At 48.0% G+C, this 19515-nt stretch carries 19 protein-coding genes; 12 read left to right on the top strand and 7 right to left on the bottom strand.

What is annotated here, in order from left to right; all coding sequences use genetic code 11:
• The first annotated feature begins 96 nt into the window (after positions 1–96).
• A complete protein-coding gene (locus ACTHSX_RS01460) occupies positions 97–834 on the top strand; it encodes a toxin-antitoxin system YwqK family antitoxin (protein WP_003686026.1) in 738 nt (245 codons plus the stop codon).
• 46 nt (positions 835–880) lie between these two features.
• Here the strand turns inward: ACTHSX_RS01460 and ACTHSX_RS01455 are convergent, their stop codons facing one another.
• Positions 881–1441: an adenine phosphoribosyltransferase gene (locus tag ACTHSX_RS01455; RefSeq protein ID WP_070591027.1), complete on the bottom strand. Its 561-nt coding sequence runs from the start codon at positions 1439–1441 to the stop codon at positions 881–883.
• Between the two features lie 168 nt (positions 1442–1609).
• On the opposite strand from ACTHSX_RS01455, the gene gmk reads away from it, so the two are divergent.
• The 3 genes from gmk to ACTHSX_RS01440 all read left to right on the top strand — a co-directional run bounded on the left by gmk (position 1610) and on the right by ACTHSX_RS01440 (position 4747).
• Complete coding sequence (gene gmk / locus ACTHSX_RS01450; protein WP_003686079.1) at positions 1610–2227, top strand: guanylate kinase; 618 nt, start codon at positions 1610–1612, stop codon at positions 2225–2227.
• Between the two features lie 52 nt (positions 2228–2279).
• The gene (gene rpoZ / locus ACTHSX_RS01445) at positions 2280–2486 is read left to right on the top strand and encodes a DNA-directed RNA polymerase subunit omega (protein WP_003682294.1); all 207 of its coding nucleotides are present in this window, start codon (positions 2280–2282) and stop codon (positions 2484–2486) included.
• 104 nt (positions 2487–2590) lie between these two features.
• A complete protein-coding gene (locus ACTHSX_RS01440; RefSeq protein WP_440376522.1) occupies positions 2591–4747 on the top strand; it encodes a RelA/SpoT family protein in 2157 nt (718 codons plus the stop codon).
• A gap of 119 nt (positions 4748–4866) precedes the next feature.
• Here ACTHSX_RS01440 and ACTHSX_RS01435 read toward each other — a convergent pair whose 3' ends face one another.
• The 3 genes from ACTHSX_RS01435 to ACTHSX_RS01425 form a co-directional block, all read right to left on the bottom strand.
• Complete coding sequence (locus ACTHSX_RS01435) at positions 4867–5028, bottom strand: hypothetical protein (RefSeq protein ID WP_039861975.1); 162 nt, start codon at positions 5026–5028, stop codon at positions 4867–4869.
• Positions 5029–5103: 75 nt separating this feature from the next.
• Positions 5104–5565, bottom strand: a complete 462-nt coding sequence (gene recX / locus ACTHSX_RS01430) for a recombination regulator RecX (RefSeq protein ID WP_063076013.1) — start codon at positions 5563–5565, stop codon at positions 5104–5106.
• A 102-nt stretch (positions 5566–5667) separates the two neighbouring features.
• On the bottom strand, positions 5668–6381 hold the full coding sequence (locus ACTHSX_RS01425) for a phosphoglycolate phosphatase (RefSeq protein WP_311457833.1): 714 nt from the start codon (positions 6379–6381) through the stop codon (positions 5668–5670).
• Between the two features lie 421 nt (positions 6382–6802).
• Here ACTHSX_RS01425 and ACTHSX_RS01420 point away from each other — a divergent pair, with 421 nt between their 5' ends.
• The 4 genes from ACTHSX_RS01420 to ACTHSX_RS01405 all read left to right on the top strand — a co-directional run bounded on the left by ACTHSX_RS01420 (position 6803) and on the right by ACTHSX_RS01405 (position 10466).
• A complete protein-coding gene (locus tag ACTHSX_RS01420; protein WP_039861976.1) occupies positions 6803–8068 on the top strand; it encodes a Glu/Leu/Phe/Val family dehydrogenase in 1266 nt (421 codons plus the stop codon).
• A gap of 160 nt (positions 8069–8228) precedes the next feature.
• The gene (locus ACTHSX_RS01415; protein ID WP_049329867.1) at positions 8229–9044 is read left to right on the top strand and encodes an FKBP-type peptidyl-prolyl cis-trans isomerase; all 816 of its coding nucleotides are present in this window, start codon (positions 8229–8231) and stop codon (positions 9042–9044) included.
• Between the two features lie 96 nt (positions 9045–9140).
• The gene (gene purN / locus ACTHSX_RS01410) at positions 9141–9767 is read left to right on the top strand and encodes a phosphoribosylglycinamide formyltransferase (protein ID WP_070749076.1); all 627 of its coding nucleotides are present in this window, start codon (positions 9141–9143) and stop codon (positions 9765–9767) included.
• 30 nt (positions 9768–9797) lie between these two features.
• Positions 9798–10466 (top strand): DUF3108 domain-containing protein, encoded by a 669-nt coding sequence (locus ACTHSX_RS01405; protein ID WP_314596784.1) that lies wholly within the window; start codon positions 9798–9800, stop codon positions 10464–10466.
• A 57-nt stretch (positions 10467–10523) separates the two neighbouring features.
• Here the strand turns inward: ACTHSX_RS01405 and ACTHSX_RS01400 are convergent, their stop codons facing one another.
• The gene (locus ACTHSX_RS01400) at positions 10524–12017 is read right to left on the bottom strand and encodes an Rne/Rng family ribonuclease (protein ID WP_440376523.1); all 1494 of its coding nucleotides are present in this window, start codon (positions 12015–12017) and stop codon (positions 10524–10526) included.
• Between the two features lie 237 nt (positions 12018–12254).
• Between ACTHSX_RS01400 and grxC the strand changes: the two genes are divergently transcribed.
• From grxC to recG, 3 genes are all read left to right on the top strand, one after another.
• Positions 12255–12512 carry a glutaredoxin 3 gene (grxC, locus tag ACTHSX_RS01395; RefSeq protein WP_003684090.1) on the top strand — a complete coding sequence of 86 codons (258 nt, stop codon included), beginning with the start codon at positions 12255–12257 and terminating at the stop codon, positions 12510–12512.
• 21 nt (positions 12513–12533) lie between these two features.
• A complete protein-coding gene (gene secB / locus ACTHSX_RS01390; protein WP_003682271.1) occupies positions 12534–12968 on the top strand; it encodes a protein-export chaperone SecB in 435 nt (144 codons plus the stop codon).
• Positions 12969–13069: 101 nt separating this feature from the next.
• Positions 13070–15109 (top strand): ATP-dependent DNA helicase RecG, encoded by a 2040-nt coding sequence (recG, locus tag ACTHSX_RS01385; protein ID WP_440376524.1) that lies wholly within the window; start codon positions 13070–13072, stop codon positions 15107–15109.
• Between the two features lie 70 nt (positions 15110–15179).
• On the opposite strand, the gene gdhA is transcribed toward recG, so the two are convergent.
• On the bottom strand, positions 15180–16514 hold the full coding sequence (gdhA, locus tag ACTHSX_RS01380) for an NADP-specific glutamate dehydrogenase (protein ID WP_440376525.1): 1335 nt from the start codon (positions 16512–16514) through the stop codon (positions 15180–15182).
• A 413-nt stretch (positions 16515–16927) separates the two neighbouring features.
• Here gdhA and ACTHSX_RS01375 point away from each other — a divergent pair, with 413 nt between their 5' ends.
• Positions 16928–17722 (top strand): thymidylate synthase, encoded by a 795-nt coding sequence (locus ACTHSX_RS01375; protein WP_049348902.1) that lies wholly within the window; start codon positions 16928–16930, stop codon positions 17720–17722.
• A 59-nt stretch (positions 17723–17781) separates the two neighbouring features.
• Here the strand turns inward: ACTHSX_RS01375 and ACTHSX_RS01370 are convergent, their stop codons facing one another.
• Entirely contained in the window at positions 17782–19221 is a 1440-nt protein-coding gene (locus ACTHSX_RS01370) for a transferrin-binding protein-like solute binding protein (RefSeq protein ID WP_440376526.1), read from the bottom strand.
• Positions 19222–19515 lie beyond the last annotated feature (294 nt).

Genomic DNA, 19515 nt, shown 5'->3' with positions numbered 1-19515 from the left:
TTGAAACTATGGCTTATAATATTCATCATAGTTTCTAACGTCAGTGAATTTTTATTACTGACTTTTTGTAGAACATATACTGCCAAACTCCATATTATGAATAATTATTTAAAATCAGGCCTGTTGGCTGCTGCTTTGTTCAGTATGCCCGTTGCCGCCTTTGCCCAGCAACATACCGTTTATTTCAATCAAAACGGTAAACTGACGGCGACCATGCCTTCGGTTGCTTATGTCCGCCAATACAAGATTGAGGCAGGCAAGGCGCAGGTGCAGGATTTTTACTATCCATCGATGAAGAAATATTCTGATCCTTATGAAGTACCTGCCGGTCAGATTAAGGTTTTTGTGCCGGCGTTGGATAACGGTACGCTGACCCTGTGGCATTTCAACGGTCAGAAAAAGATGGTTGGCAGCTATCGCAACGGCAAACCGCATGGCGAATGGGTTAACTGGTATCCAAACGGCAAAAAATCTGCGGTAATGCCTTATCAAAATGGTCTGAGTGAGGGTGTGGGTTCCCGCTATTACCGAAATGGTGTGAAAGAAAGCGAAATCCAATTTAAGCACGATAAAGCCAATGGTCATTGGAAACAATGGTATTCAGACGGCAGCCCAAAAACCGAAATGATGATGAGCAATGATAAACCGACGGAGATCATCAGTTGGGATGAAAATGGCCGCATCGTGTCTGAATTGAGTATTCGCAACGGTAAACGCAGCGGCATTATTTTGGATTGGTATGATGATGGTGCGAAGAAATCTGAGTTGGTTTATAAAGACGACCAGTTGGTGAAAAAAACTTTTTGGGATACAGACGGATACGTTCTCGAATAATTTTGATCATAAAAAACCGCAGGCTGATCAGCTTGCGGTTTTTTTATTACATACAGCCTTTGTTTTGGCATAGGGTAAATAACGGTGCGCCGCTTTCACGGATTTTTTTGCCGCCGTCCAAGTCGGTAAATTCCAAAATGGCAGCTGCTTCGATTACTTTACCCCCCAGTTTGCGGATCAGCTCGACACCTGCCAGCATTGTGCCGCCGGTTGCCACCAAATCATCTACCAACAAAACGCGCGCGCCCGGTTTGATGGCGTCGGTATGGATTTCTACCGTTGCTTCACCATATTCCAAAGCGTAACTTTGAGAAACCGTATCAAACGGCAGTTTGCCTTTTTTGCGGATGGGGATAAAGCCGACGTTTAGCTGATAGGCCAAAGCCGCACCAATGATGAAGCCGCGCGCATCCAAGCCCGCCACGACATCAACTTTCTGCCCCATATAGCGGTAAACCAGTAAATCGACCAGCAGGCGGAAATATTCTGCGCTTTGCAAAACGGGAGTAATGTCATGAAACAAAATCCCTTTTTGCGGCCAGTTTTCAATTTTACGGATTTTGTCCGCCAAAGCCTCTACGCCCATTACTTCAGGATGAATCAACATCTCGACATTCCGAAATCAAAAAGTTTTTAACACGATATTGTAGCGGTCATATGCGGACTTGCCAAATTAATCGATACAATAGCCAAATTTTGCAACATACCGTCTGAAATTACGAGAAACATTGTGTTGTGTTATAATTTACAGATACATACCATCGGCTGAACCACCATGCAAAATCATAAAAAAGGCAATATTTACATTATTTCTGCCGCTTCCGGCACAGGTAAAACAACCTTGGTGTCGCGCCTGTTGAAAAATCATGACGACATCCGTGTTTCCATTTCTCATACTACGCGCCAGCCGCGTGAGGGTGAGGCACATGGTGTGCATTACCACTTTGTTCCCAAAGAAGAATTTGAATCACTGATTGAGCAAAGAGCCTTTTTGGAACACGCCAATGTGTTCGGCAATTATTACGGCACCAGCATTGCCGGCGTGAATTCGTTGAGCGAAGAGGGCTATGACGTAATTTTGGAAATTGATGTGCAAGGTGCGGCGCAAGTGCGTAAATCGTTGCCTGAGGCCAGCAGCATTTTTATCCTGCCGCCTTCCTTTGAAGTTTTAGCGCAACGTCTGATCGGCCGTGGTACAGACAGCGAAGAAGTTATTCAAACACGCCTTTCAAAAGCCCGTCATGAGATTGAGCAATCCGTTTTGTTCGATTATGTCGTTGTGAATGACGATTTGGATCGTGCCGAAGCCGATTTGTTCCACATTATTAAAGCAGGCCGTCTGAAAAAATCCTCTCAACAGGGATTTATCTCAAACCTGTTGGAAAATTCCTAAAAAACAGCGAAAATAACCGTTTATTTGAAACTTAGAAAGAAAGCAAGCAAACATGGCCCGTATTACTACTGAAGACTGCACAGGTAAAATCCCTAACCACTTCGACCTTACCCTCGTTGCCGCCCGTCGCGCACGCCAGCTCGAAAACGGCAACACGCCTTTGGTTGACGACATCCGCAACAACAAACCAACCGTTACCGCCCTGCGCGAAATCGCGGCCGGACAAATCGGAACAGAGCTGCTGACTCGCAACAAATAAACCAACCGGCAAACCGATAAAACCGCCGCGCGGACTGTATCGGTGCGATATCACAACCGATACAGTCTGACGGCTTAAAAATAGCCATAAAAGGCCGTCTGAAAATGCCAGCCCCACTGCCTACCGCCCCCTATGATCCGTTGACAGCAGAAGCGCGCGAGCTTTTGTTTCGCACCGCATCCTATCTCAATACCAACGAGCAGGCCGAGCTTGAAAGAGCCGTTGCCTACGCTTTCCACGCCCATGACGGACAAACCCGTAAAAGCGGCGAACCCTACATCACCCATCCTCTTGCCGTTGCCACGCAGCTTGCGATTTGGCACATGGATGTTCAAGGCCTCTGCGCGGGTGTTATGCATGATGTATTGGAAGATACGGGTGTGACCAAAGTCGAAATGGCGGCAGAATTCGGCGATACCATTGCCGAAATGGTAGACGGCCTCTCCAAGCTGGAAAAACTCAAATTTGAAGATCATGCCGAGCATCAGGCGGAAAGTTTCCGCAAGCTTATCCTCGCCATGACTAAAGACGTGCGCGTCATCGTCGTCAAACTTGCCGACCGATTGCACAATATGCGCACCCTTGGCTCTATGCGTCCGGAAAAACGCCGCCGCATCGCCAAAGAAACCCTCGAAATCTATGCTCAAATCGCCAACCGCATTGGCCTGAACAATGCGTATCAAGAGCTTCAAGACCTATCGTTCCAAAACCTCCACCCAAGACGCTACGAAACCCTGAAAAAAGCCATGGACAACAGCCGTAAAAATCGCCGCGATGTTGTCGGCAAAGTGTTGCGTGCATTCAGTCAGCGTTTGGTTGGTGTCAATATTGAAGCCAAAATCAAAGGCCGCGAGAAAAACTTATACAGCATCCATCAAAAAATGCTGGCTAAAAAACTGCGTTTTGCCGAAGTGATGGATATCTACGGCTTTCGGGTCATCGTAAACAACATTCCTGCCTGTTATGCCGCGTTGGGCGCATTGCATAATTTATACCACCCAAAGCCCGGCCGTTTCAAAGACTATATCGCCATTCCGAAAAGCAACGGTTATCAAAGCCTGCATACGACCTTGGTCGGCCCTTACGGTTTGCCGATCGAAGTGCAAATCCGTACGCGTGAAATGGACGCTGTGGCTGAGGGCGGTATTGCCGGCCATTGGATTTACAAATCCGGTAAAAATACTCCAGACCAAGCCGTCCTCCATATGAACCGATGGATGAAAAATATTCTTGACCTGCAGGCCAGCAGCTCAAATGCCATCGAATTTTTGGAGCATGTCAAAGTCGATTTGTTCCCTAACGAAGTCTATATCGTTACCCCGAAAGGCGATATCCTTACCTTGCCTAAAGGTGCGACGCCGATTGACTTTGCCTATGCAGTTCATACCAATATCGGTCATAAAACCGTCGCCGCGCGTATCAATAACGTCATGATGCCGTTGCGAACCAAGCTGAAAACCGGCGATACGGTAGAAATCATTACTTCCGAGCACGCCAAGCCTAATGTGGCATGGCTGAACTTTACTGTTTCCAGCCGTGCGCGCAGCGCCATCCGCCAATACATTAAAAATCTGAATCGTCACGATGCCGTTGTTTTGGGTGAAAACCTGCTGCAAAAAGCTTTATCCAGCCTGTTGCCGAAAGACGTCCTGCTTTCAGACGACCTCAAAGAAAAATACCTTGCCGATTTGAATACCAAACAAACCTCGTTTGAAGAGGTTCTTTACAATGTCGGTATGGGGCATACTTTGCCGGTACATGTTGCCATGCATATTGCCGAGTTGGCAGGCCAACATTTTGGCAGCGCGGTCAAACTCAGCCCGATCAAAGTTAACGATCAGGAAACCGGCCGGATTCATTTTGCCGAATGTTGCCATCCGATTCCCGGCGATGCAATCCGCGCCTTATTGGTCAAAGACAAGGGTATGATTATCCACCGAGATACCTGTCAAACTTTGGTCAAAGCCGATCCGGAAGAGCAACTGGATGCGGGCTGGGACAGTTTGCGCAATCAAACGTATCGCACCATCCTCAACGTCAAATCCGAAGATGCGCATGGTTTGCTTGCCTCAATGGCGCAAGCGATTTCCAATTCCGGTGCGGACATCGAATCTGTCGATACGCCAACCAAAGCGCAAGCAGGAACGGAAGGTTTTGTAGAATTTAAATTCACAATTAAAGTCAAAGACTTGGATCAGGTTAATCAGATTATTCATGCAATGCATGCCAATCCAAATATCCGCAAAGTGATTCGAGGATAATCTTGTTATAAGCAAAGGCCGTCTGAAAGTGTTTTCAGACGGCCTTTTTGATGCTTACAAATAAAAGCTGTTGGCTTTTTTATAAGAGGGGTTATGGCTTTTTTGTAATTGGATTGGGTTTAACTCAACCAAAAACGGAAAACCAAGAAGAAAACCAAGGCCAAAACGCCGGCCCAAACCAGCAACATAAATCCGGCTACTGCCTGACCCAAGCGGTAAACAGGATTTTTGCGTTCGTCTTCGAGTAGGGGATTAGGTGTATCGTGCGGTTTGTCGGACATGATGAAGCTCTGATTGAATTATTGAATAAAAGCGTAAGGGTACGCCGATAGAAGCAAAGATTCAAGTGGGAATGATTATTGATAGAAGTCTTCGTCTTCATTCCACGCCGTTTTTAAGGCCGTCTGAATGGTGTCGGCACTAAAGCCACGATAGGCAAGGAAACGCGCTTGTTTTTGTTTTTCTTTCAAATCTTGGGCTTCCTGCTTGAATTTTTTACGCAAGACGGAAATGGCGGTTTGCAGCTCGTCCTCCCTGTCGGGTAAGAATTCCCGACAGTCGTCTGCATCGATACCTTGTTGCGCCAAGGCTTGCTTGAGGCGGAGCGTGCCGTAACGGTTGCTCTTACTGTGAATATAGGCTTCTGCATAACGTTGGTCAGATTGCCAATTTCGTTCGGCAAATTCGTCCAAAACCTTTTCCAACTCTTCTTCGCTTTCAGCGTGTGGAGCCAGTTTGCGTTTCAAGCTGACACGGCTGACTTCCTGACGGGAAAGAATATCCAAGGCGCGGGCGCGTAAAGTTTTGGGAGGTTTCATGGGGATATGGAAGGGGGAGGGATTTTAACTACATTGAATTACATTTTCAGACGGCCTGATTGGGTGAAAGAACCGAAAAGGCCGTCTGAAAATAAAGTTGAATTATTCTTCGTCTTTGTTTTTTTGCGGTTGCAGATTTTCGTAGATTTCAGGCAGGGCGCGAATCAACAAATCAGGTTTGGTCGCTTTGTCTTGAGAGAGCAAGGTCATGTCGCCGTAGCCGAATGTTACGCCGACGCTGAAGCAACCGGCCGCTTTGGCGGCAATAATGTCATTTTTAGAGTCGCCCACCATCAGCATATTGGCAACGTCGATGCCCAAAACTTCGGTCGCATGTTGAAGCGGCAATGGACTGGGTTTTTTCTCAGTCAGGCTGTCGCCGCCAAGAACCAAGCTGAAGTAGCCATCGAGATTAAGCTGTTTCAGCAATTCAGCAGCCAGAATTTCATTTTTGTTGGTAATGACAACCAATGGAATACCCAAGGACTTGAGCAGGCCGAGACCGGCTTCGGTTTCAGGGTAGGGGCGGGTAAAGTCGCTCAAGTGCTCGCGATAATATTTCATAAAGAACACAAAGCCTTTTTCCCAGATTTCAGGGTCGGCTTCTTTTTCACGATCATTGGTAATGACGCGATGAACCAACTTGCTGATGCCGTCGCCGACATAACTTTCAACCGTTTGGGTGGGTAAAACAGGTAAACCCAAGTGCGCACACATGGCTTGGGCTGCTGCGGCCAAATCGGGAACGGAATCACATAAGGTACCGTCCAAATCAAAGGCAACGGCTTGGACGTGTTCTAAAGCAGCAGTGGTCATTGAGTAACTTTCTGTCATATTATTTAAGCGGTTATTTTAACATTGTTTGCCTGATTTGCCGATGTTTTGCCGATTCTTTAAAAAGATGTTTGTTTAAATTGTTAACAATTTTTGCTGGTGTAAGACTGTCAGCCTATTGGGAATGTGAAAGGGATTTTGTCGACAAAAAGGGTGGTTTGGTAGGTATTAAAAAACAAAGGGTTTGTGTGTTTTTTTGAATGGTTTGATAAGCATTTATACTAGGCCGTCTGAAAATTTTTTGGTTGGTGTGCCGATATTTTCAGACGACCTCAAACTAAATTCATATATAAATGAATAGATTCGCTTTTTATCGACTACACGCTATTACATTTTTGTCCGTTTTTGTATATAGTAACGTGTATGGCTCTCGTCTAATCATATGTATGAAAAGGAAAAATACATGTCCGCATCTGCTGTAAAAGAAACGCTGAATCCGTTTGAAATTGCGCAAAAACAAGTGAAAACTGCCTGCGACCGTCTGAATGCCGACCCAGCAGTATTTGAAATCTTGAAAAAGCCGCAACGTGTTTTGGAAGTCAACTTCCCTGTCAAACTCGACAACGGTACAGTAGAAAACTTCACCGGCTACCGTTCACAACACAATAATGCCGTCGGCCCTTACAAAGGCGGCGTGCGTTTCCATCCTAATGTGAATATGGACGAGGTTAAAGCCCTGTCTATCTGGATGACCATCAAATGCTGCGTGGCCGGTATTCCTTACGGCGGCGGTAAAGGCGGTATTACTTTGGATCCGCGTAACTATTCCGAAGCAGAATTGGAACGTATCGCCCGCGCTTATTCCGAAGCCATTTCTCCGCTGATCGGTGAGAAAATCGATATTCCTGCCCCTGATGTGAACACCAACGGCAAAATCATGTCTTGGATGGTTGATGCCTATGAAAACGTCGTGAAACATTCTGCACCGGGCGTGTTTACCGGCAAACCGGTTGAGTTTGGCGGTTCCTTGGCGCGTACCGAAGCCACCGGTTACGGCGTAAACTTCGCCGCCGTCCAAGCTTTGGAAAAACTGGGCAAAGACGTGAAGGGTGCTACTTACGCCATTCAAGGTTTCGGTAATGTGGGCTACCACACCGGTTACTATGCACACAAAGCCGGTGCGAAAATCGTTGCCGTATCTACTGTTGACGTTGCCATCTACAACGAAAACGGCTTGGATATGGAAGCAATCATCAAAGAATTCCAAACCAAAGGTTTCATCACCAACGAAGCCGGCTACGGCAAAGAAATCAGCAACGCCGAACTTTTGGCTCTGGAAGTGGACGTACTCGCCCCTTGCGCGCTGGAAAACCAACTGACTTCTGAAAACGCCGGTAAAGTCCGCGCGAAAATCGTGGTTGAAGGCGCAAACGGCCCGACCACTCCAGAAGCCGACGTTATCCTGCGTCAAAACGGCGTATTGGTTGTTCCTGATATTTTGGCAAACTGCGGCGGCGTGGTGGTATCCTATTTTGAATGGGTACAAAACCTGCAAGGCTACTACTGGGAGTTTGACGAAGTTCAAGAGAAAGAAACCGTTGTCCTGCGTCGTGCGTTCCGCGATATTTGGAACTTGGCTCAAGAATACGATGTCGACCTGCGTACTGCTTCTTACATGATGAGTATCCGTCGTGTTGAAAAAGCAATGAAACTGCGCGGCTGGTATTAATCGTTTGATCGATAGCTAAGAGTAGGCCGTCTGAAACCTGTTTTCAGACGGCCTTAATGTTTTTGATAAGCGCTTTTACAAATTTTAATCCACCTTGATTCCATTTCATTCAAACTCAGCTATAATCCCTTTTTTTGACCTTTCCAGAAAAGACATAATCATGAACAAAACTTTCAAATTCAGCGCATTGGCTTTGTCTGCTTTGTTGGCACTGACTGCTTGCAACCAAAAAGACACTGCCGCTAAAGACGCCCCTGCTGCTTCCGCAGCTTCAAATGCGGCTGCAGATGCTTCTGCCATCGGTTCTACTGCCCAACAAGCCAGCTACGCAATGGGTGTGGACATCGGCCGTTCATTGAAACAAATGAAAGACCAAGGTACGGAAATCGATTTGAAAGTCTTCACCGAAGCCATGGAAGCCATGTTTGAAGGTAAAGAAGTCAAAATGACTGAAGCCCAAGCTCAGGAAGTGATGATGAAATTCCTGCAAGAGCAACAAGAAAAAGCTACTGCCAAACGTGCTGAAGATGCCAAAGTAAACTTGGAAAAAGGCGAAGCGTTCTTGAAAGAGAACGCGACTAAAGAAGGCGTGAAAACCAGCGCTTCCGGTCTGCAATACAAAATCACCAAAGAAGGCGAAGGCAAAAAACCGACTAAAGACGACGTCGTTACCGTTGAATACGAAGGCCGTCTGATTGATGGTACCGTATTTGACAGCAGCAAAGCCAACGGCGGCCCTGTAAGCTTCCCTGTAAGCCAAGTGATTCCAGGTTGGACTGAAGGTATCCAGCTCTTGAAAGAAGGCGGCGAAGCAACATTCTACATCCCGGCCAAATTGGCTTACCGCGAAGTTGGTGCCGGCGATAAAATCGGCCCGAACGCTACTTTGGTATTCGACGTGAAACTGGTTAAAGTCGGCGCGCCTGATGCTGCTGCACAACAACCTGTACAAGTTGACGTACAAAAAGTTCAATAATCCGAATCAAGGCTTACGCCCTTAAACAACGGATAAAAGGCCGTCTGAAAAATTCCGTTTCAGACGGCCTTTTATCTAAACAAACAAGGAATTGTGATGAAAAATATCGTCATCCTTATTTCCGGACGCGGCAGCAATATGCAGGCGATTGTGAATGCCAATATTCCCGATGCCAACATTGCAGCCGTATTGAGCAACAGCGAGACCGCAGCCGGATTGGCATGGGCGGCAGAGCGCGGTATTGCCACTGACAGTTTGAACCATAAAAACTTTGACTCGCGTCTGGCATTTGATCAGGCTATGATGGAAAAAATCGATGCCTATCAGCCCGATTTGGTTGTATTGGCGGGCTTTATGCGCATTTTGACTCCGGAATTCTGCGCACATTATGAAAACCGCCTGATAAACATCCATCCGTCCATCCTGCCTTCCTTTACCGGTTTGCACACCCACGAACGCGCATTGGAAGCAGGTTGTCGAGTGGCAGGCTGCACCATCCATTTCGTGACGCCCGAGCTGGATTGCGGCCCAATTATTTCACAAGGCATTGTTCCTATTTTGGACGGCGATACCGCTGACGATGTTGCCGCACGCGTGCTGACGGTTGAACACCAGCTTTTCCCGCAAGCCGTTGCCGACTTTGTTGCAGGCCGTCTGAAAATCGAAGGCAACCGCGTTTTGAATGCACAACGCAATGCCGCCGGTCAAAGCCTGTTGGCTTAATTAAAACACCATACACACAAGGAAAACATCATGAATCCGATTAAAACAACCCTGCTGACACTTTCCCTGCTCACTGCCTCTATCGGCGCACAAGCCGCTGAATTGCCGCAATCTGCCGTTTTGCAATACTCAGGCAGCTACGGTATTCCTGCGACCATGACCTTCACCCGCAGCGGCAACCAATACAAAATCGTCTCTACCATTAAAGTACCGCTTTACAATATCCGCTTTGAATCTGGCGGCAGCATCAACGGCACAATCTTGAATCCGTCTTACTACAAAGATGTACGCGGCGGTAAATTGTATGCCGAGGCCAAATTCTCCGGCGGCAACATCACTTACGGCAAAGCAGGTGATTTGAAAACCGAAAAATCCGGCCCTGCTATGGACTTGTTCACTTTGGCATGGCAACTGGCCGCCAATGATGTGCGCCTGCCGTCAGGTTTGAAAATTACCAACGGTAAAAAACTGTATACCGTCGGCAGCATGAACAAAATCGGTAGTGAAAGCTATAAACTGAATGGCGGTACAACGCCTGTGAGCAAATATCGCGTCCGCCGCGGCGACGATACCGTTACTTACTCTTTTGCTTCCGATATCGACAATATCCCTGCGCAAATCAGCTATACCGATGACGGCAAAACCTACAACCTGAAACTGACTTCCGTCAAAATCAACGGTAAAGTAGTGAAACCGTAATCTTTATTTACTCAAACAAGAAGGCCGTCTGAAAAGTTTTCAGACGGCCTTTTATCTTTACAGCAACACGATATCGTATTGTTCCTGCGTGTAGGCGGTTTCGACTGCCAGCGAAATCGGTTTGCCGATAAAGTCTATCAACATCGCTAGCGATTGGGACTCTTCGTCTAGGAACAAGTCGATGACATTCGGAGCGGCCAAAATGCGGAAGGCTTGGACATCGTAGCGGCGCGCTTCGCGGACGATTTCGCGTTGGATTTCGTAGCACACGGTTTGCGGCGTTTTCAGACGGCCTCGGCCTTGGCAGGAAGGGCAGGGTTCGCAGAGGATTTGGCTTAAGTTTTCACGCGAACGTTTGCGGGTCAGTTCGACAAGACCCAGGCTGGTAAAGCCGTTGAGGGTGACGCGGGTGCGGTCGAAGGCGAGGGCTTTGGCAAGCTCTTGCAGGACGGCTTCGCGGTGGATTTCCTGCGCCATATCGATGAAGTCGATGATGATGATGCCGCCGAGATTACGCAGGCGAAGTTCGCGGGCGATGGTGTGGCAGGCTTCGAGGTTGGTGCGGAAGATGGTTTCATCAAAATTGCGCGCGCCGACAAAGCCGCCGGTGTTGACATCGATGGTGGTCATGGCTTCGGTGGACTCGATGATGAGGTAGCTGCCAAAGTTGAGGTTGACGCGCGGTTGCAGGGCGCGGGCGATTTCCTGCTCGATGTTGTGGGTTTCAAATAGGGGCCGTTCGCCTTTGAACAGCTCGATTTTGCCCAATGCACCTTGAACGTATTGTTCGGCAAACTGGGTCATGCGGCGGTGGTTTTCAGTCGAGTCGACCAGGATTTTGTGCGTATCAAGGCTGAACATATCGCGCAATACGCGCAGGCTCAAAGGCAAATCTTGATAGAGCAGGGTTTCAGGCGGCTGAATTTTTGCCTGTTTTTGAATGTGTTCCCACACTTTGGTCAGATAGTTGATGTCTGATTGCAGTTGGGCATCGGAAGCGTTTTCGGCGTTGGTGCGGATGATGTAGCCGTGGCAGGCGTTTTCGGGCAGCAGGTTGTTGAGGCGCTCCCTCAGGTTGCTGCGTTCGGCATCGTCTTCAATGCGTTGGGAAATGCCGATGTGGTCTTCTTGCGGAAGATGGACGAGGAAACGGCCGGCCAGCGAGATTTGGGTGGACAGGCGTGCGCCTTTGGTGTTGATGGGGTCTTTGATGACCTGAACCAAGACAGACTGACCTTCAAAGAGCATGTGTTCGATGCGTTGGGTTTCGTCCGGATTGCGGCGTTGTTCGAGGACGTCGACGATATGCAAAAACGCGGCGCGTTCCAAGCCGATATCGATAAACGCGCTTTGCATGCCGGGAAGGACGCGTTTGACGACGCCCAAATAAATATTGCCGACCAAGCTGTGGCCGCTGTTGCGCTCGATGTGCAGCTCGCAGATATTGTTCTCTTCCAAAACGGCCACACGCGTTTCTTGCGGCGTAATGTTGACGAGGACGGTTTCGGGCGGACGCACGGCGTCCTTGGGGATGGGAATTCCTGAAAGCATGGGGATACCTGATTTTGAATAGAAAAACTTTTGCGATGTGTTCTTCTCAAAAAAACAAATGGCAAAAGTCATTCTGCGAAAGCGCTTATCATACTTTAATTATGGTTTTTCCGCATCTGCACAAATGTTTATGGTTAAGAGGCCGTCTGAATGTTTTTTACAACCGTACGGCGGGAACACTTGTAAAATAGCACCTATGCCCATATAGTCATGAACATTGGTATTTTGGAAGAAATCATGCAAACCGTTACTGTTTATACCGGTCCATATTGCCCGTACTGCACCATGGCGAAAAGGCTGTTGCAGGCGGTGGGTGTGAAAGAAATCAACGAAATCCGCATCGACGGCAATCCGGAAGTTTTTGCCGAAATGCAGCAGCTTTCCGGCCAGCGCAGTGTGCCGCAGATTTTTATCGGCGATACCCATGTCGGTGGCTTTACCGATTTGTACCGCTTGCAGCAGGAAGGCAAGTTGGACGAATTACTGAATCCTTAACCCTTAACTTAGGAAAATAAAATGAGCGAAGAATTGCAACCCGTATTCAGCGTTGAGCGTCTGTATGTAAAAGACTTGTCTTTGGAAGTGCCTCACGCACCACAAATCTTCTTGGAACAAGGCGAGCCTGAAGTGGATATGCGCGTTTCTACCGGCAACACCAAACTGGAAGACGGCTTCTACAGCGTTGACGTTACCGTTACCGTGACTGCCAAACTGAACGAAGAGCGCACCATGTTCTTGAACGAAGTTACCCAAAGCGGCATCTTCCGTCTGGAAAACATTCCAGAAGAAGACGTACAACTGCTGTTGGGCGTTGCTTGTCCGAATATCCTGTTCCCTTACGCACGCGAAGCCATTTCCAATAGCGTAACCCGCGCCGGCTTCCCACCTGTACTGCTTGCTCCGATCAACTTTGAAGCAATCTACCAAGAACAACAGGGAGCTAACGCTTAATCGCGTTATACCTAAATTAAGGCCGTCTGAAACATTGCGTTCAGACGGCCTTTTTGTTTTCGGATAAAATACAGCAAACTTTCAATCAGCTGCCTTTTAAGATGACGCCCGAAACCCAAAAACAGCTCAAAATCACCGATGTTTCCGCCAAGAAACTCGAAAAACTCAACCTCCATACCGCATGGGATTTGGTGTTGCACCTGCCGTTGCGTTACGAGGACGAGACGCACATCATGCCGATTAAGGATGCGCCGATCGGCGTGCCGTGTCAGGTTGAGGGCGAAGTCATTCATCAGGAAGTAACTTTTAAGCCGCGCAAGCAGTTGATTGTCCAAATCGTCGATGGTTCCGGCAGCGTCCTTTTTCTGCGCTTCATCCACTTTTACGCCAGCAACCAGAAACAGATGGCAGTCGGCAAACGCATCCGCGCCGTGGGCGAAATCAAGCATGGGTTTCACGGCGACGAGATGATTCACCCTAAAATCCGCGATGCCGAAAACAGCGGTTTGGCAGAAAGCCTCACGCCGATTTATCCGACCGTAAACGGTTTAAATCAACCCACTTTGCGCCGTATTATTCAGACGGCCTTGGACGTTACGCCGCTGCACGACACCTTACCCGATGCTTTATTAGGCCGTCTGAAATTGCCGCACCTTGCCGAAAGCCTACGCCTTTTGCATTCACCGCCGCCGAGTTTTACCATCCATCAGCTTTCCGACGGCGCGCTCCCTGCATGGCAACGGCTCAAATTTGACGAACTTTTGGCACAACAACTTTCCATGCGCTTGGCACGGCAGAAGCGCGTCAGCGGCTCGGCCACGGCATTGGGCGGCGACGGCACATTGACTCAAGCCTTGCGCCACGCTTTGCCGTTTGCCCTGACTGATGCGCAAGAAAGAGTTGTTTCCGAAATCTGCCGCGATATGGCGCAAACCCATCCCATGCACCGCCTGCTGCAAGGCGATGTCGGCAGCGGCAAAACCATTGTGGCTGCTTTGTCCGCGCTGACCGCCATTGAATCCGGCGCGCAGGTGGCTGTAATGGCGCCGACCGAAATCCTTGCCGAACAGCATTTCATCAAGTTCAAACAATGGCTTGAGCCTTTAGGCCTTGAGGTTGTTTGGCTTTCCGGTAGCCAGCGCAAAAAAGCCAAAGACGAAGCCAAAGCCAAACTGGCTGACGGCTCTGCCAAAATCGCTGTCGGCACGCACGCCCTGTTTTCAGACGACGTCGAGTTTCAAAATCTCGGCTTGGTGATTGTGGACGAACAACACCGCTTCGGCGTCGCTCAACGCCTTGCCCTTAAAAATAAAGGGTGCGATGTTCACCAGCTGATGATGTCCGCCACGCCCATCCCGCGCACGCTCGCCATGAGTTTCTTCGCCGACTTAGACGTGTCTGTTATCGACGAATTGCCACCCGGTCGCACCCCGATTAAAACCCGCCTCGTCAACAACGTCCGCCGCGCCGAAGTCGAAGGCTTCGTCCTTAATATTTGTCGCAAAGGGCAGCAGGCATACTGGGTCTGCCCGCTGATTGAAGAAAGCGAAACCCTGCAACTGCAAACCGCCACCGAAACCCTAGAGCAGCTTCAGGCAGCCTTGCCCGAACTCAGCATCGGCTTGGTACACGGGCGCATGAAAGCCGCCGAAAAAGCCGAAGTCATGGCAGAATTTGCCGCAGGTCGTCTGAACGTCTTGGTTGCCACCACCGTTATCGAAGTCGGCGTAGATGTGCCCAACGCCGCCCTGATGGTCATCGAACACGCCGAGCGCATGGGCTTAGCGCAGCTGCACCAATTACGCGGACGGGTAGGGCGTGGCGCGGCAGAAAGCGTGTGCGTCCTCCTGTTTGCCGAACCCTTGAGCGAACTCGCCAAAGCGCGACTGAAAGTCATCTACGAACACACCGACGGCTTTGAAATCGCCCGCCAAGACCTCAACATCCGCGGCCCCGGCGAATTTCTCGGTGCGCGTCAAAGCGGCGTTCCCATGCTGCGCTTCGCCAACCTTGAAGAAGACTTACACCTTTTAGAACAAGCGCGCGAAATCGCCCCTTTGTTGATTGAACAAAACCCCGAAATCGTCGAAGCGCATTTGGCAAGATGGCTTTCCAGCAGGGAAGGTTATTTGGGCGTATAAGGTTTGCTTTAAAAGAAAAAGGCCGTCTGAAATATTTCAGACGGCCTTTTGATTTGCGTTGATGCAGCTTTTAGAAACCTTGCGCCAACATGGCATCGGCAACTTTGACGAAACCGGCAATGTTCGCACCATTGACGTAGTTTACTGTGTCGCCGACTTTACCGTATTTCAGGCAGGATTCGTGGATGTTGTGCATGATGTCAAACAGGCGGCTGTCCACTTCTTCGCGTGTCCAAGACAGGCGGATGGCGTTTTGACTCATTTCCAAACCTGAAGTCGCTACGCCGCCGGCGTTAGAGGCTTTGCCCGGAGCGTAGAGGATGCCGGCTTTGATAAATTGTTCGACTGCGCCCAAAGTTGACGGCATGTTCGCACCTTCGGCAACTACATAGCAACCGTTTGCCAGCAGGATTTTGGCGGCATCTGCATCCAATTCGTTTTGGGTGGCGCAAGGCAGGGCGACTTCGGCCGCAATGTTCCACGGTTTTTGGTTTTCAAAGTATTGCAGGCCTTGTTCTTTGGCGTAAGTGGCCACACGTTCGCGGCGCACTTCTTTCAGCTCGATCAAAGCGGCCAGTTGCGCTTCGGTCATACCGCTGTCAGGGAAGAGGACAAAGCCATTGGAGTCGGAAACGGTCAATACTTTTGCACCTAGTTGGATGGCTTTTTCGGCAGCGTATTGCGCCACGTTGCCGGAGCCGGAAATCAACACGCGTTTGCCTTCGATGCTGTCGTTGCGGGTTTCCAACATGGCTTGGGCAAAATACACGCAGCCGTAGCCGGTAGCTTCAGGGCGAATCAGGCTGCCGCCCCATTCGAGGCCTTTACCGGTCAGGACGGAAGCAAATTCGTTGCGGATTTTTTTGTATTGGCCGAACAGATAGCCGATTTCGCGGCCGCCTACGCCGATATCGCCGGCAGGGACGTCGGTGTCGGCGCCGATGTGGCGGTAGAGTTCGGTCATAAAGGCTTGGCAGAAGCGCATTACTTCGGCATCGGATTTGCCTTTAGGATCAAAGTCGGAACCGCCTTTGCCACCGCCCATAGGCAGGGTGGTCAGCGCATTTTTGAAGACTTGTTCAAAAGCGAGGAATTTCAACACGCCTAAATCGACGGTAGGGTGGAAACGCAAGCCGCCTTTGTAAGGGCCGATGGCGGAATTCATTTGAATGCGGTAGCCGCGGTTGACTTGGACTTGGCCTTTGTCGTCCATCCAAGTGACGCGGAACATAATCACACGCTCCGGTTCAACAATACGCTCAAGCAGGCTTTGTTGGGTGTATTTCGGGTTTTTCGCCAAAAACGGATCCAAACTCATGAACACTTCTTCAACAGCTTGATGGAAGGGTTCTTGGTTGGGGTTGCGTTGTTTGAGATTGGTAAATAGAGTGTTCAGGTCGGTCATTTTTCTACTCCTATTAAGTGAGATGTTTCAATATTTATATTTTGAAATATAGCTGTAAAAATTTTACTTGCCAAGAAAAATTTTACCCAGATTGTTGACATTATTTTTTTACCAATTTATAAAAATAGAATTATATTTTAAATTTAATTAAAAATATCTAAAAATATTTCATAAAATATGTTCTATTAAAAATAAAATACTAAGTAATTAAACTAGAAAATGTTGAAAAATTTTTTGTAAAAATTTAATTCAGCTCAAAATTTGTGTAAATTAGCGCTAAATTGTCAACATTGTTAATGAGTGTACTACGCGAATATGGGGAAGGTCGCCCCATTGAAGACAGGGAGGCAGGCCGTCTGAAAATTCGGTACAATACACACGAAATTCCCACAACACATACACTAAGGAAACACATGAAAGCCTATCACGACCTTATGCGCCATGTTCTCGACAATGGTATCGACAAATCCGACCGTACCGGCACCGGTACACGTTCCGTGTTCGGTTACCAAATGCGTTTTGATTTGAGTGAAGGCTTTCCGCTGTTGACCACCAAAAAACTGCATCTGCGCTCGATTATTCATGAGTTGCTTTGGTTTCTTAAAGGCGATACCAACATCAAATACCTGAAAGACAACAACGTTTCCATTTGGGACGAATGGGCGGATGAAAACGGCGATTTGGGCCCGGTTTACGGCTACCAATGGCGCAGCTGGCCTGCACCCGACGGCCGCCATATCGACCAAATTGCCAATGTGGTGGAACAAATCAAAAAAAATCCCGACTCGCGCCGTCTGATTGTATCGGCATGGAATCCGGCTTTGGTCGACGAAATGGCCTTGCCGCCTTGCCACGCGCTGTTTCAGTTTTACGTTGCCAACGGCAAACTATCCTGCCAGCTTTACCAACGCAGCGCCGATATTTTCCTTGGCGTGCCGTTCAACATCGCCAGCTACGCATTGTTGACCATGATGATGGCGCAAGTATGCGGCTTAGAAGCCGGTGAATTTATCCATACGTTTGGCGATGCGCATTTGTACAGCAACCATATCGAGCAGGCCCAACTGCAATTAAGCCGCGATTTCCGAAGCCTGCCGACCATGAAAATCAACCCTGAAGTCAAAGACTTGTTTGCCTTCAAATTTGAAGACTTCGAGTTGGAAGGTTATGACCCGCATCCGCACATCAAAGCAGCCGTATCGGTGTAATCCAAGTTGAAAATAAAAAGGCCGTCTGAAACTTCAGACGGCCTTTTGTTTAGGCAGGTTTATTGACGTTTCGCGCCATAGCCACCGATTAAGTGTTCGGTTGCATCTTTGTTTTTCAAGCCGTAAGTGCCGCCGATTTCTGCAGCATTGGGGCCGTAGAATTTGCCGTTCAGGTTGCCGCTTAACTTGTTATCGGTCGTGTTGACTTTACCGGAGAAGAGGTTGCCGTCTTTCCAGCTTGCCGTACCTTTGAAATCGTAGTTTTTATCTGCTTCAGATACGCGCTTACCATTTTCCAAAGTATGGAAGTGTGAGTTTGACGTTTCAAAACGGACACCTTTGAGGCCGAAATCAACGATAGCCATGACATTGGAAGTCAACTGACGATTGTTCTTGTCGGTAACCACATAGGCAGTGGAAATACCTTTGTAGGTGGCTGTACCTTTTGCAGGCAGGGTAGTGAAGACAGTTTCATCACCCAAGCTTTGGTAGCCTTGGTATACATGTCCTTTAGGGTCGGTGTAATGCGCGAAGGTTTGATATGTCCAGCCGGCCGCAGAAGGATCATGCAACACAATTTTGGTGCCGTCATCAAAATTGATGACATAGACACCGTCGAATTGTTTGTCAAAAACTAAGCCGTTTTTATCGGTACGGAAGTAGGCTAACTTATTGCTGTCAATTTTATTAAAGGTTGCCAGACCAGTGCGATGTTGCAGATTTTTTTGGTATAAAGAGTCTAATTCTTCAATTTTAGCTTTAATTTCCTTTATTTTGTCATGATCAACTTGACCAGACTCTGTGTTTTGTTCTTTTTTTAGATTTTCTTTTTCAGCTTCTAATTTCTTATAAAGTTCAACAATACGTTCATCCAAAGTTGATTTGCCGTATGCGAATTCGGTATTTTTCTCTTTGCCTGTTTGTTCGCTGACATCAGTTTGAGTATTGCCTTTTGAATATACTTTGGCAATAACAGAAGCATAACTTGTCCATGTAGGTTGGGTTGCGCTGCCATTGCTGGTTTTGTTAAACAATACAACGCCGTCCATTTTGACTTCATCATTGCTGTTAAAGTCAATAGAACTGATCAGGCCATTTTGGTTGCGATCTTGATTGTCTGTTTGGAACATTTTGCCTGTGGCATCTTTGCGGATTTGTACGTTAGGATTGGATTGCTGCGCACCTTTGGAGGAGATGAAATGTGTGTGCAAAGGCTGGCTAACGTTGGCTGGATCGATTGGAGCTTCATCGGTCAGTTCGGCAAGGTTGTCGGCACGGTTGGTGAGCGTAGTAGACGGCGCTTTCTGAGTGTTGGCATTGCTGTTGTTATTGGCAGAATTGCCATTGTTGCCAGCAGAATTGCCGGTATTATTGGTAGGAGTCGCGCCGGTGCTTAAAGCAGATGAACCGCCGCCTCCGCCACCACCGCATGCGGACAAAATGGCTGCGCTGACGGCTGTAAAAACGATGGTTTTAAGTTTGGTTTGGATGTTTGACATGAGATTCCCTATATAGTTATTCGCTTGATGAAAAGGTCGGAGAGATCGTTTATCTGATTTTTAAACCTTTAATTTCCGATAATAACCATAAATCATAAAAAAATAAACAGTTTGTTTGCATTTCTGTACAAAAATTAATCAAAGGTAAGGTGGTTGGGTGGGTATTTTTTTAGTTAATTGTTTTATATGAATTTATTTTAAATATTTTAGTGGGTTCGATAGCTGGCCTGTTTCTTTTTAACAAACTTTTCAGACGGCCTTTTGAAGATAAAAAAGCAGTCGGACTTTATGGAT

It is taken from the genome of Neisseria sp. P0014.S002, assembly GCF_051958295.1.
GTDB classification, from domain to species: Bacteria; Pseudomonadota; Gammaproteobacteria; order Burkholderiales; family Neisseriaceae; genus Neisseria; species Neisseria flavescens_B.
This window is presented reverse-complemented; position numbering and strand designations above follow the sequence as displayed.